Source organism: Clostridium celatum DSM 1785 (assembly GCF_000320405.1).
GTDB classification, from domain to species: Bacteria; Bacillota; Clostridia; order Clostridiales; family Clostridiaceae; genus Clostridium; species Clostridium celatum.
The window spans coordinates 13,122-27,821 of record NZ_KB291620.1; the positions used below are offsets into that span (position 1 = coordinate 13,122).

Annotated in this window: 11 protein-coding genes, 2 pseudogenes, 1 riboswitch and 1 other annotated feature; of the genes and pseudogenes, 2 read left to right on the plus strand and 11 right to left on the minus strand. The window is 29.2% G+C overall.

Translation table 11 applies throughout. The features are described from left to right. Positions 1–76 precede the first annotated feature (76 nt). The 6 genes and pseudogenes from rsmA to metG (HMPREF0216_RS05000) form a co-directional block, all read right to left on the minus strand. Entirely contained in the window at positions 77–922 is an 846-nt protein-coding gene (rsmA, locus tag HMPREF0216_RS04975; RefSeq protein ID WP_005211931.1) for a 16S rRNA (adenine(1518)-N(6)/adenine(1519)-N(6))-dimethyltransferase RsmA, read from the minus strand. Next, positions 923–1,478: pseudogene (gene rnmV, locus HMPREF0216_RS04980) on the minus strand (ribonuclease M5). Positions 1,479–1,665: 187 nt separating this feature from the next. Beyond that, positions 1,666–2,715 carry a G5 domain-containing protein gene (locus tag HMPREF0216_RS04985; protein WP_005211938.1) on the minus strand — a complete coding sequence of 350 codons (1,050 nt, stop codon included), beginning with the start codon at positions 2,713–2,715 and terminating at the stop codon, positions 1,666–1,668. 242 nt (positions 2,716–2,957) lie between these two features. Next, positions 2,958–3,743: a TatD family hydrolase gene (locus HMPREF0216_RS04990; protein ID WP_005211939.1), complete on the minus strand. Its 786-nt coding sequence runs from the start codon at positions 3,741–3,743 to the stop codon at positions 2,958–2,960. A gap of 367 nt (positions 3,744–4,110) precedes the next feature. Continuing rightward, a complete protein-coding gene (gene metG / locus HMPREF0216_RS04995) occupies positions 4,111–5,739 on the minus strand; it encodes a methionine--tRNA ligase (RefSeq protein WP_005211940.1) in 1,629 nt (542 codons plus the stop codon). 232 nt (positions 5,740–5,971) lie between these two features. Then, entirely contained in the window at positions 5,972–7,915 is a 1,944-nt protein-coding gene (gene metG, locus HMPREF0216_RS05000; RefSeq protein WP_005211941.1) for a methionine--tRNA ligase, read from the minus strand. A gap of 130 nt (positions 7,916–8,045) precedes the next feature. Further along, positions 8,046–8,284: a binding site (T-box leader), on the minus strand. A gap of 121 nt (positions 8,285–8,405) precedes the next feature. Here metG (HMPREF0216_RS05000) and HMPREF0216_RS05005 point away from each other — a divergent pair. After that, positions 8,406–8,903, plus strand: a complete 498-nt coding sequence (locus HMPREF0216_RS05005) for an FUSC family protein (protein WP_005211942.1) — start codon at positions 8,406–8,408, stop codon at positions 8,901–8,903. Positions 8,904–9,039: 136 nt separating this feature from the next. Here the strand turns inward: HMPREF0216_RS05005 and HMPREF0216_RS05010 are convergent, their stop codons facing one another. The 5 genes and pseudogenes from HMPREF0216_RS05010 to HMPREF0216_RS05030 form a co-directional block, all read right to left on the minus strand. Then, entirely contained in the window at positions 9,040–10,785 is a 1,746-nt protein-coding gene (locus HMPREF0216_RS05010; RefSeq protein WP_005211943.1) for a Na+/H+ antiporter NhaC family protein, read from the minus strand. 126 nt (positions 10,786–10,911) lie between these two features. Then, positions 10,912–11,087, minus strand: a riboswitch (Lysine riboswitch). Between the two features lie 88 nt (positions 11,088–11,175). Further along, positions 11,176–12,429, minus strand: a pseudogene (locus HMPREF0216_RS05015) (aminopeptidase P family protein). A 21-nt stretch (positions 12,430–12,450) separates the two neighbouring features. Continuing rightward, positions 12,451–12,885, minus strand: a complete 435-nt coding sequence (locus HMPREF0216_RS05020) for an ACT domain-containing protein (protein WP_040418940.1) — start codon at positions 12,883–12,885, stop codon at positions 12,451–12,453. Positions 12,886–13,250: 365 nt separating this feature from the next. After that, positions 13,251–13,775 carry a spore maturation protein gene (locus tag HMPREF0216_RS05025; RefSeq protein WP_005211948.1) on the minus strand — a complete coding sequence of 175 codons (525 nt, stop codon included), beginning with the start codon at positions 13,773–13,775 and terminating at the stop codon, positions 13,251–13,253. Between the two features lie 11 nt (positions 13,776–13,786). Continuing rightward, the gene (locus tag HMPREF0216_RS05030; RefSeq protein WP_040418935.1) at positions 13,787–14,362 is read right to left on the minus strand and encodes a nucleoside recognition domain-containing protein; all 576 of its coding nucleotides are present in this window, start codon (positions 14,360–14,362) and stop codon (positions 13,787–13,789) included. Positions 14,363–14,482: 120 nt separating this feature from the next. Here HMPREF0216_RS05030 and HMPREF0216_RS05035 point away from each other — a divergent pair, with 120 nt between their 5' ends. Next, positions 14,483–14,668 carry a hypothetical protein gene (locus HMPREF0216_RS05035; protein ID WP_040418938.1) on the plus strand — a complete coding sequence of 62 codons (186 nt, stop codon included), beginning with the start codon at positions 14,483–14,485 and terminating at the stop codon, positions 14,666–14,668. Positions 14,669–14,700: the final 32 nt, after the last annotated feature.

The window sequence follows — 14,700 nt, forward strand, 5'->3', positions numbered from 1 at the left end:
ATATTTGCTATATTCTATAAAAAATAAATATAAAAAAAGCTATTGTAAATATGTACAATAGCTTCTTAAATAGTCATTATTTCATTATTTCATTAATACAATTTGCAAGTGCTACAAATTCTTCTATACTTAAAGTTTCTCCTCTTCTCTTAGGATCAACATTAGCCTTAACGAAAGCTTCTTCTAGTTTTTCCTTAGCAGGTCCTATATTCTTAACTCCATTCCATAAAGTCTTTCTTCTCATATTAAATGAATTTCTTATTATATCGAAGAATAACTTTTCATTTTGAACTTGAACTCTAGGCTTATCAAGTTTATCTAATCTAATAACTATTGAATCAACCTTAGGTCTAGGAATAAAACAAGTTGGTGGAACCTTTCTTACTATACTTGTATTACAATAATATTGAACTAATAAAGATAATGCACCATAATCTTTATTACCTGGTTCTGCATTCATTCTTTCTGCAACTTCTTTTTGTATCATTATAGTTAATGATTTAAAATTATATCCATCCTTAAGGAGTTTAACTATAATTGGAGTTGTTACGTAATAAGGAAGATTTGCCACTAGCTTTACACTTTTTTCTTCTCCAATTATTTCATTAAAATCAACTTTTAAGGCATCATTATGTATAAGTGTAAAATTAGGATTTTCACCTAACTCTTGTGTTAATATTGGAATTAAATCATTATCAAGTTCAATAGCAACAACCTTTTTTGCTTTCTTTAATAATTGAACTGTTAATGTTCCAACTCCTGGTCCTATTTCTATAACTAAATCTTCTTCGTTAACTTCTGCACCTAAAACAATATCTCTAGGAACTGAATCATCAACTAAAAAGTTTTGTCCTAAACTTTTTGAAAATTTAAAGTTATACTTTTTAACCAGTTCAGCAGTTTTTACATCTTTAATATCCATTTATTTATTCTCCTCTAGTTCTTTGTCTACATATTTAATAGCTTCTATAAATTCTTCTTTTGTTATTCCATAATTATTAAGTCTAGATAACATTTGATTGGCATTTCCATATCCAATTCCAAGCCTAATTTCCTAACTTAATTCTTCTAGCCTTCGCATTTTTATCTCCACTTAATCTAAAGAAGAACATATCTTGTGCATCAAAAATAGGTTCTACTTCTTCAACAGTTACTTTTGCCCTTTTTAAAGCTTCTATAATAACTTCTGGAGTAGCATTTTCAACACCTATATCATCATCTTTAATTCCGTCCTCTTGTGCAATATAAGCATGCTTTATTCCTGGTACTCTTTTTGCTATTATTTTTCTAATCTTCTCTCCTGCAAAGTCTGGATCAGTTAATACTATTACACCCTTCCTTTTTTGGGCTTCCTTAATTCTAGCAATTACTTTAGCATTTATTCCAAAACCACCAACAGCTATCATTTCTGCTTTAACAGCCTTTTTAACGGCAGCTACATCATCTTTTCCTTCAACTACTATAACCTCTTTTATCATGGCTTCTCTTCCTTTCCTATAGAGTCTATTATTAATTTATCCTTATATTTGTATTATGTCAAACCTTTAATTAGTTATAAGCTAATAGTTTATAGTTATTAATTACTAAATAAATTAAATTTTTTAACATTAATACTTATAGGTTAAGTAAAAGAGGTTGGCATAATTGCCAACCTCTTTTAGTAATTTACCATTCTCCTGGATATGCTAGAATATAAACTCCAACGTCATACTTTCTTCCCCATGTAGATGCCTCTTCATGAGAATTCAAATATACATCAATGATATTACCTACTATAGCCCCACCAGTATCAGCTGCTACTGCTTTACCATAATTCTCTACGTATACTAACGACCCTAACGGTATAACTCTTGGGTCAACAGCAATAGTGCTTATTCCTTCCGGATTATATACAGGAACAGTTCCTGTAGCGGTAAGACCTCCTCCAATATATGCAGTAGATTCACAATATATTAAATGCTTATATTCAATATTTCCATCTCTACTTGCAAAAACTCTTCTTGTCCCTTCTGCTATAATCTCATTAACAGGTTCTTTTACGACCTTTGATTTGATTATATTTCTCGCTACTTCTTTGCCATCTTTTTTAATAATCTTATAGGTAATTTCTTTTTCACCAGCTACTCCAGCTTGTCTCACTTCTTCGGTATTAATATCTAAATTATTATCTTCTTGTGTTATAGTTTCAAAATCAATTGCTTCAATAGCAACTTCATTTAAAATTTCAACATCAACAAATTGAATTTGAAGACCTTCCTCAATTTTTGTGTCTAAAGATGGAGTTATTTCATCTACTCCTTCTACAAATTCAATTCCCTTTTCTTTAAGTTCTTCTTTCTCTGCACTAATCATATCCTTAATGGTATCTTCAGCAGTTTCTATGATTATTACTTCATCAGCAACTACTAGTTCAACTTCTACAGCTCTTTTAATTGTAATAGTATCATTTGATGATATCTTATTATCTAAGGCTGGTTGTACTTTATCTTTAAGGGATAACTCTATATCCTTATCTAGAAGTACTTCTTTAACAGTCCCTTTATATGTTTTATGTGTTTCTTCATTTCCGTCTATACTTATAATTATGTTTTTTCTTCCGCATGTAAGTGCAATTATTACTACTACCGTTAACATAGTAACTACGCCTACCATCATTTTTGCCTTAGGACTATTAGAAAAATTGTTCAGTAAATATTTTTTCCATTTTTCTACCATCTACCTTTAACCTCCTCTGGCAAGAGCAACCATTGAATTATATAAATAATTCTTATTTTTGTCAAATTACCCACTCTTGCAATAATAAAACTGCTAAGTTAAATGCATCAAATGCATAATAAAAAATAATAAATAAAAATGAATAATAGCGGTTTTTACAGTTTTAGACCTAGTAGATGATGGTAACTAAAATTTTTAGAAATTGTTAGAAAATATTTACAATTTATACTAATTATTTTACTTTATTTTTCTTTATGTATCAACCTAAAGAAATTCTCATTTACGGCTATATTTACTTCTTTTGAACTAATTTTCTTTATTTCAGCTATTTTTGCTATTATACATCTAATATAGTCTGATTTATTCCTTTTTCCTCTATTTGGTGAAGGAGCCATATATGGACAGTCAGTTTCAACTAAAAGTTTTTCTAAAGGAATTCCTTCAATTACTTCACATATTTTTCTTGCATTTTTGAACGTAACAACACCTGTAATTCCTATATAATAACCTAATTTAACACATTCTCTTGCAAATTCCAGACTCCCTGAAAAACAATGTACTATACCTTTTACATTCGGAAATTCTTTCATAATTTCTAGTGTATCTGCATGAGCATCCCTATCATGAATAACTACAGGAAGACTTAATTCTTCTGCTAGCTTCATTTGTTCTCTAAAAACATGTTTTTGAATTTCTCTTTCTGGGTTTTCATCCCAATAATAATCTAACCCTATTTCTCCTATAGCTAAAATCTTTTTATTTTCTTTAACTAATTCACTTATTCTATTTTTTACACTTTCATCATAATCATTAGCATCACTTGGATGAATTCCAAGGGCTCCATAAATAAAGTCATAATCTATAGTTAACTTATTTGTAGTTTCTAAGCTTGCTTTTGAACAAGCACAGTTTAAAATACCTACTACCCCTTCTTCTCTTATTTGAGCTAATACTTCTTCTCTATCTTCACTAAAGGCTTCATCATCATAATGTGCATGTGTATCAAAGATTTCATATTTAAATTCCATATTTATTTCTCCATTTCTATAAATTAATCTTATTGTTTATTATACCAAATTAAACTAAAAAAACTCAGTCAATACTGAGTTTTTTATACTTATTATTGATTTTTTAAACATTTAATAATGATTCATACTTTCTTCAGATTTTTGACACCTAAATGACACAAAAAAGTTATAATATAATATTTGTAAAGTAGTTAAAGCATTATTATTTACCCCTAAAACCATCTTTTAATTGAAACTCTAAATCTCTGATTTAATATGTTGAATATACCCATTCTACGTGAAGAGAAGGAGTTTCCTTTTAAAACTGGTCCTAGAGTTATTCGTCCCCCAAATGAAATAACTCTAGGTTTTTTTTGTTTAAAAACGCTTATATTTTCTTTTGTTTTAGTCTTTCAACTTCATCATTTACTTTTTTCTTATCGATCTTTTCAAATAATAGAGGGCATTCTTTTACTAATCCTTCTTTTTTCTCAGTAAAACTCCAAATTCCTTTTTCTAATCCTAAAGATATTTTTATTTTTTCACAGCTATTAGGCATAAATGGATATAATAAATTTGCCAAATTAATTATTATTTGTATACAATTATATATTACATCTTTACATTTACTTGGATCTTTGCTTAGTAAATCCCACACTTTATTATTATCAAAATATTTATTTCCTTTTTTGCATAAATCCATAATAGCACTTAAACTATCTTTAAAACGCCCTTCTTCTATATTATCTCCTAAATCAAAATATAAATTTAAAATTTCATTTTTAAATTTATCATCCATTTTTCCATTAGGTATTCTATTAGCATAATTCTTTCTTGCAAATACTATAACCTTATTCACAAAAGAAGAAAATTCCCCAGCTAAATCATTATTATGAACGTTAATATAATCTCTCCAAGTAAAATCAGTATCTTTATCCTCTGGCGAATTTAATGATAAATAATATCTAAAGCTATCTACATTGTAATTCTTACAAATATATTCTGCCCATAAAGCCCAATTCTTTACTGATGAAAATGGTTTACCTTCTAATTTTAAATGCTCACTTGATATTATTCTTAAGTTAGGATTTTTTATTCCAAGCCCAGCTAAAATTGCAGGGAATATTACTGTATGGAATGGTATATTATCTTTTCCATGAATAAAATAAATCCTTGAATCCTCTCCTTGCCAATATTCCCTATAGTCCTCTCCTCTTTCCTCTAAACACTTCATACTAGCTGTAAGATATCCCATAACAGCTTCAATCCACACAAATATCTTTTTATCTTCATATCCATCTAAAGGAACATCTACTCCCCAATTGAAATCCCTAGTTACAGCTCTATCTCTCAGACCTTCATCTAAATATCTTTTAAGGATTTTTTGAGCATTCTCTCTCCATCCTTGTTCTCTTATAAAAATTCTTTTAACATCATTTTCAAATTTAGATAATGTAAAAAATAAATGTTTAGTTTCTTTAAAAACAGGTATTGAGCCGCAATTTTTACATTTAATATCTATTAGTTCATTAACTTCAAATTCTTCATGGCAATTCTCACATCCATCACCAGTTGCTTCTTCTTGACACTTCGGACACTTTCCAACAATATATCGATCAGATAAATATTCATTACACTCATTACAAAAAGTTTGCTCTACATTTTTTTCATATATATACCCTTTATTATATAGGTCTAATATAAATTCTTTTACTTTCTTATGATGAAATTCTGACTGAGTTTTTGCAAAAATATCAAAAGAAAACTCTAAAGAATCAAAACATTTTTTAAATTCCTCATGATATTTTTCAACTACTTCTGCTGGTGTAATTCCCTCTTCCTTTGCTTTCATAGTAACTGGCGTACCATGACAGTCAGTTCCAGAAAGAAAAACTACATCATCCCCCATCATTCTATGATATCTTGCTATAATATCCCCTGGTAATAAAACAGCAATTCTTCCTAAATGTAATGGTCCATTAGCATATGGCCATGCATTTCCTATAATAACATTCATTTTAAATAACCCCCTTCTACTACTTAAGAGTTAATAACTAAGAGTTAAGAGTTTAGGAAGAAAGTCAACTTACGCTTACTCTCTAAAATTAAATTTTTAGAACTCCCACAAGGAGTTTTATCCCTAACTCTTAACTCTTCACTTTTAACTCTTATATCTTTTTAAGTAAACACCTACTTGTTTACATTCCTAGGTATAAGTTTAGCTAAACAAATTAATATTTTGGCTTTACTTATCTTACTATGCTTCCTGTTGGTAATTCACCTGGATTAACTAAATTTAAAGTGCTATCATCATCAGTAGCAGCTGCTATTATCATTCCTTGTGATAATTCTCCTCTTAATGTAACAGGCTTTAAGTTAGCAACTAAAACAACATACTTACCAACTAATTCTTCTGGTTTATAGTGCATTGCTATTCCTGATATAACCTGTCTTTCTTCTCCATTTAAATCAACTTTTAACTTTAATAATTTCTTAGCTTTTTTAATTGGTTCACACTCTAATACTTTAACTACTCTTAAATCTATTTTTTCAAAATCTTCAATAGTTATCTCTTCTTTAATTGGTTGCATTTTATATTCTTCTTTTGGTTTATTAGCTTCTAATTGAGCTAATCTCATAGCTTCTAACTCTTCTAAAGTCTTAGCTACATCTATTCTTGGGAATAAAGCTTCACCTTTCTTAACTGCTGTTCCTGGAGTTGTTCCATCAAATCCAGATAATGAATCCCAAGTGTTTACCGTTATATTTAATTGAGCATTAATCTTTTCACTTGTGCTTGGTAAGAATGCTGATAATAATACAGATGCAAATCTTAAGCTTTCAGCTAAGTTATATAAAACTGTACCTAGTCTCTCTTTCTTTTCTTCATCCTTAGCTAATATCCACGGAGTTGTTTCATCTATATACTTATTAGCTCTTCCTATAAGTGCAAATATATCTTCTAATGCTTCTGGAATTCTTAAATTATCTATTGCCTTAGTTACCTTAACTGGAGTTTCTAATGCTAAAGATATTAATTCATTATCTATATCTTCTTTAGCTGTTGGTGCTGGGATTATACCATCAAAATATTTTTCTATCATTGCAACTGTTCTTGATAATAAGTTACCAAGGTCATTACAAAGATCTGAATTAATTTTCTTTATAAATATTTCATTATTGAATAATCCATCTGCTCCAAATGGAATTTCTCTTAATAAATAATATCTAACTGCGTCAACACCAAATTTATCAACTAAAACTACTGGATCAACAACATTTCCTTTTGATTTAGACATCTTTCCGCCATCAACAAGTAACCATCCATGACCAAATACTTGCTTTGGTAATTCTTCTCCTAAAGCCATTAGCATAATTGGCCAATAAATAGTATGGAATCTTAAAATATCTTTACCTATTAAGTGAACATCTGCAGGCCAATATTTTTTGTATAATTCATCATTATCACTACCATATCCTAAAGCAGATATATAGTTTGATAATGCATCTATCCAAACATAAACTACATGTCCTTCATCAAATGTTACAGGAACTCCCCAGTTAAAACTTGTTCTTGATACACATAAATCTTGTAATCCTGGTTTTAAGAAGTTATTAACCATTTCATTCTTTCTTGATTCTGGTTGAATGAATTCTGGATGTTCATCAATATATTTCATTAATCTATCAGCATATTTACTCATTCTGAAGAAGTATGCTTCTTCCTTTGATTTTTCAACTGGTCTACCACAATCTGGGCAATTTCCATTTACTAATTGAGTTTCAGTCCAGAAAGATTCACATGGAGTACAGTATAATCCTTCATATGAAGATTTATATATATCTCCTTGATCGTATAATTGCTTAAATATTTTTTGAACAGTCTTTTTATGATAATCATCAGTAGTTCTTATAAACTTATCATAGCTTATATCCATCATGCTCCATAAATCTTTTATTCCAGCAACTATTTCATCAACATGCTCTTTTGGCGTTATTCCTTTTTCTTCAGCTATTCTTTGAATCTTTTGCCCATGTTCATCTGTTCCTGTTAAAAACATTACATCATATCCATTTAATCTCTTAAATCTAGCTAAAGCATCAGCAGCTACTGTTGTATAAGTATTACCAATGTGTAATTTAGTAGATGGATAATAAATTGGTGTAGTTATATAATATGGTTTTTTTGTCATTTTTCTTCCTCCTCTTTTTTAGTTAACAATTAACCACTAAGAATTAATGATTTTGAGTTGAAACTTAAATACTAACTCAAAAACTTTAACTCTTAACTGAAAAAAGCCTCTATATAGGCTTTTATACCCATATAGAGGCGTTATATACGCGTTACCACTCTATTTTTATATTTATTTCACAATAAATATCTCTGTAGGTGACTATCATCACCCTGCAATATAACGGTTGCTCCCGTATTATCCTAACTTTTAAAGCTCAGATAATCAACTCCAAGACCATCTTCGTAAAGTTCCATAACGCTAGTTTTCACCATACCTAGCTCTCTTTTAGTTATATTCCTAAACTACTCTTCTCTTCTATGTATTTATCAATTTTATAATATTCTAAAATGTAAAAACTGTCAAATACTTTATTAATATTATTATTTCGCTTTATAGTTAAAATTTGTATCGAATTTTGTTATAATACGTAAAGAATAGGAGTGATATCGTGAATTCTTTTAAACTTCCCAAAATAGGACTTAGAACTATAAAATCAGGAATAGCAGTATTTTTATGTTTATTGCTTTTACCAGAAGAACCGTTTTTTTCATGTATGACTGCTGTAATTTGTTTACAAGATACAGTTTATAATTCTATTCATATGGGAATAAATCGTGGAGCTGGAACAATTTTAGGTGCTGCATTCGGTTTAATTTTTCTATTTATATTTAGATCATTAGAAGGTCATATTTCTAATGAATTAATAGCAAAACCAATAATTTACATTATCATTGCATTAGGTGTAATACTTATGATTTATTTATGTAATATTTTCAAAAGACCTGGTGCAATAAATATTACTTGTATAGCATTTTTAGGAGTAACTACAGCTCATGCTTATAGTGATCCTTTATTTTATGCTACAAATAGAATTATAGAAACTTTATTTGGAATAGTCATTTCAATATTAGTAAATAAACTTATAACACCCCCACCACATAAATAATTAGTAATTAATAAAAAACTAATTAGTATTTCTAACTGAAAAAGGTTGTGCTTTTGCACAACCTTTTTTTATAGCCCTTTTTATTTATTTTTCTTATTGCTTCAGCGTTATTCAACCTTTTAACGAATACTTAATTTTAATTTACATTAAGTACATTATCTTCTACAGGCGTAGCTTCCTCAACCTTTTTACCGAATATTTGCACCCCTACAAAAACTGCTAATATTGCTACTGGTAATACTATATATATTGGTAATCCAAATCCAGCTGGAATATATCCAAATAATATTGTAATTACTGCTACAAATAAAGAATACCAAATTTGAGTTTTAACATGCTCAATATGGTTGCATCCTGCACCCATTGATGAAAGTATTGTTGTATCTGATATTGGCGAGCAGTGATCTCCAAATATTGCTCCAGTTAATACCGCACTTGTACTAACAATTACAAATGACATTTCTGGATTTATTGAATATGCTAATGGCACTGCAAGTGGCATTAAAATCCCCATTGTTCCATATGCAGTTCCTGTTGCAAATGATATTACTGCACCTAATATAAATATTAAACTTGGTAGTAAAAAATATGGAATTGATCCTGATAATAAAGTTACTAAGTATTTAGCTGTACCTAATTCTTTTATAACTGAACTTAATGACCAAGCTAATATAAGAATTACTCCTGTAATTAATAATCCCTTCATACCATCAACCCAAACTTCAATAGCCTCACCAATTGTAAATATCTTTTTACAAACTGCCATTATTATAGCAACTATACTGGCAAGTAATGCTGATTGGAATAATGCCACTGATGCATCTGATGCGCTAAATGCCTGCTTTATAGCTTCAAAGGATGCTGGTGAATTAGTCATTAAATTAATAAGTTCAACATCTTCTCCACCCATTATTGCTGTATATCCACTATAGTAAAATGCTGCGATTGCCGCTACTATTAGAACTCCTATTGGAATTATTGCATTCCATATGCTTAATTGCACCCCTTCTTTAGGTTGCATTTCATCTTCTCCTTGAAGATTATCTACTGCAACTTCAGCTCCAATTTTTTGTCCATTTCTAGCTGCCATCTCGGCTTTTCTCATTGGTCCAAATTCTTTTAATAAAACTGCTGTTATAACTATAAATGCTAATATTAATATGTTATAAAATCTATATGGAATTGTTTGAAGAAATACTCCAAAAGCATCTGCTTGTACACCAATTCCTGTGAAAGCATCATTAATTAAACCAACTTCTAACCCTATCCAAGTAGAAATTATTGCAAGCCCTGCAATTGGAGCTGCTGTAGCATCTATAATAAATGCTAATCTTTCTCTAGAAATTTTCATTTTATCTGCAACTGGTCTCATTATTGGTCCAACAATTAACGCATTTGCATAATCATCAAAGAATACACATATTCCCATAAGCCAAGTAATTAATTGAGTACCTTTTGCTGTTTTAGCTCTTTTAGCTAAAGCTTCTGCTATAGCTTTTGCTCCTCCCATCTTAGCAACAAGATTTATAACACCACCAATTACTAAAACTTGAAGTATAATACCTGCATTCCAAGGATCAGCCAAAGAGTTTAATGCCCTATCTATAAAATCTAAAAATGATTGTATCAATGCACTAAAGACATTAAATCCTGTTAAATTTAATAAAAATCCTCCTGATAAGATACCTATAAACAACGAAACTACAACGTTTTTCGTTATAAATGCCAATACTATTGCAACTATTGGTGGTATTAATGTTAATAATCCAAACTTTTCTGAGTTCACCGTAGCTGAATCTATTTCAGCTGCAAATGCAAGTGTAGTTGATAAAACAAACACTAGCATGGTAAGTAGTAATACTCTGTAACTTCTTTTTTTCATTTTTATTCCCCCTTATTTCTATTTAAAAGCGAATAACAAGGGTACCCCAAACTAACCCAATAAAAAAGACCTTGAGTTAACACTCAAGGTCTTGATATACACTAAAAAAGTATAAAAATACAAGTCTCAAATGATAGCTCACCACAAAATATTTTGTGACAGTAGTACATATATTTTATGCACTCCCAGCTATACAACCTTAAAGCATCGGTTGTACGCTTCGGCGATAATTCCTTTCATATTGAATCATAGTGCTTTCCTCATCAATAATACTATTAATTAATCGCGCCTCTACCCTAATTTATTCACTTTTGTTACTTATTGATTAAATTATACAGTTTATTCTATTGTTTTTCAATACCATTTTATAACTTTTTTTCTTTTTTATTCTTAAAATTCTTTATTCATAAACTTTTCAATGTCTTCAACAGATTTTATTATATCCTTAGATAAGTTTATATTACCATCCTCTGTAACTAATATATCATCCTCAATTCTAATTCCAATACACTCTTCTTCTATATAAATTCCTGGCTCTACAGTAAACACTACTCCTGGAACAAAAGTTATATTTCTATGAGGTGTTTCAATATCGTGAGTATCCATTCCAAGACTATGACCTATACTATGATAATAATATTTTCTTACATCCTTTTTATCTTCAATAAGTCCTAACTTAATACATTCTTCAGCTATTAGTTCTGTTGCTTTATCATTAATTTCTTTGTATTTAACACCTGGCTTTATTAAGCTAATAATTTCTTCATTTACTCTTAAAACTTCATTATAAACTTCCTTTTGTCTTTCTGTAAACTTACCATTAACCGGGAATGTTCTCGAAATATCTGCATTATAGCAATTATATTGTGCACCTAAATCGAAAAGAATTAAATCATCATTCTTAAGTTCAGTATTATTATCTACATAATGAAGTATTGTTGCATTTTTTCCAGCTGCCGCAATAGTTGTAAATGCTAAATCATTTACCCCTTTAGTTTTGCAATTAAAATCAAAATATGCTTCTAACTCATATTCCTTTATTCCTGCTTTAGCCTCTTTCATTAATAATTCAATACCACTTTTAGTTATTTCAATAGCTTTTTTTATATTTTCAACTTCTTTTTCTGATTTAACTAATCTACATTCACCAATAATGCTATAAATATTATTAACTCTTACCTGAGGATATTTACTTACTACTTTTTGTGCGTATTTATGAGATATTGTATCGTCACTATTTGCACTAAGTCTATCTAAATCTAAATATAAATTTATCTCTTCCTTCATTGTTAAAAGCCTATGTATTTCATTTTCGAATTGGCTTTTAGACTATACTTGCTCAACTTCAGCAAGTGAAATCGCCTCATCCTTACGTATACTTTTACCAACCCACTTTTCTAGTTCTTCATCAATATCTTTAATAAAAAGACATGAATTCTTAACTCCTTTTAATTTCGACATGACTAAAACATGTTCTTCTTCTTTTATTCCTGTTAAATAATAAAAATTTCTATTTGGTGTAAATGGATAGCTCTCATCTCCAGTCTTTTTAGGTGCCTTTCCTGCAAATAAAACAACTATTGAATTATCCTTTATTTTTTCTAATACATTTTCTCTGTTAATCTTATACATATTTTTATCCATAGCCCTATCTCCTCTTAAAATTTATTCTGCTGCTAATAATTTTACACTTCTTACATTTGGTAACGAATTTAATCTTGCTGCTAATTGGCTTATACTTTTTTCCATATGTGAAATATCAATAGTTACTGTAACATTTGCACATAAGTTTATTGGAATATCTTGATTTATTGTTAGTATATTACCTTTATAGAAAGCTATACAGTCCAATACTTTAGATAAGGTTCCTGATTTATGTGACATCAAAACTATTAATGTTACCTTTTTTGACTTCATTTCTTCTGCCATTGGAAAAATATCATCTTTATATTTATAATACGTACTTCTACTTATCCCTACAGTCCTAATAGCCTCACTAACATCTTTAGATTTTCCAAGCGAAATAATTTCCTTCACTTCTATTACCTTTTTAAATATCTCTGGTAATGATTTTTCATTTACAATATAAAACTTCTCCATCCCCATAATCATTCTCCATTCGATTCTTTTAGTAATATTATACAACCAAAATTTACACCTTACCAATAAAAATTTACATATTACTCTTTTAATGTAAATAGAGTTGTATTACGAATAACCGTGATGTCAAAAAATTTTATATATTACCTTGAGAAATTATTATAATTTTACTGTACCATAAAATCTTGATTAGATTTTATAGAACAAAATATTAGCTTACATATTTTATTCTATAATAGTTAAAAAGTTAATTAAAAAAGTAATGATATAACTGAAAAGAATACATATGATAAACCTTAGAATTTAATTCTTAGTGAAATCATATCAATTTTGGGAATGTCACATCATCACTTTTTCGTTTAACTTTAAAGTATCATTATTTTTACCATTAGGATTGCCATAATTATTGCTGTCATATCTGCCATTACTGCTGCCCATACTGTATGCCTCGTTTTTTTAATTTTAACTGCACCAAAGTATACTGTTACAGTATAAAATATTGTTTCCGTTGTTCCCATTATTACAGATGAAATTAATCCTATTGCTGTATCTGGCCCATAATTTTTTAATATATCTGTAAATATCCCCATAGCTCCACTACCAGAAAGTGGTTTTATTAAAACTAAAGGAACAACTTCTTTAGGTAGGTCTATCAATTTACAAATAGGTGAAATTGCATTGTTTAACATATCTAAAAGCTTAGCCTCTCTAAAAATATGCACAGCTATAATCATAGCTAAAAGATACGGAAAAATATTAACACATACTTTTAATCCATCTTTTGCTCCTTCTATAAACCAATCATATACTTTTCTACCTTTTATCATTCCATAAGTAATAATAATTAAAACAATTATAGGAATAATACTTTTGGTCAAATATGCAAACATTTCCTTTCCTCCTAAAAATATCTTTGAAGTATTTTACAACATATTACTCCTACTATTGCCGCTACACCAGTTGAAATTATAGCAGGAAGAATTATAATTCCTGGATTTGTAGATCCTGCTGCTGCTCTTATTGATATAACCGTTGAAGGAACTAACTGTATACATGCCGCATTTAAAACTAAAAATAATGCCATATCATTTGATGCTCTACCTTTTTCATTATTTAATCTATCCATTTCCTCCATTGCCTTAATTCCAAAAGGAGTTGCAGCATTTCCAAGTCCCATCATATTAGCTGTAATATTCATAACAATCGATCCTAATGCCTTTTCATCTTTAGCAGCTTCCTTAAAGATTAGTTTTAATATCGGTTTCATTAATTTTGCTAATTTTTCTGTAAATCCGCTTTTTTCAGCTACCTTCATCACTCCACACCAAAAGCACATAAGTCCAACAAGACTAATTATAAAAGTAACAGTTGAATCAATAGATGTAAGTATGGATTGAGAAATCGCCTCTCCATTTCCAGTAAAAATACCAACTACTAGTCCTAAAAACACCATTATAAACCATATGTAATTAATCATATAATCTCTCCCCACTATTTTTTTACTTTACAATATATGCCTTGCAACACGTATTTATTAGTGTTACCATAAATATAGTACTATTTAGTTTTTACTACCTATGTGAAGGGAGACTCACCAATGAAAGAATCAAACTTAAAGTTAGCACAAAAAGATATTGATGAAGCATTAAAAGCTGTAGAAGATATGGAAAACTGTATCAATGATGGTAGCCATGAAAATTACATATTAAAAGAAAAGTTTATGACTTTATCTGAAAAAGTTCAAAAATTAGAGAACTTACTTAAAACAGAAGGAATACTATAAAATGTATACAAAAAAGAGGATAGTTAACTATC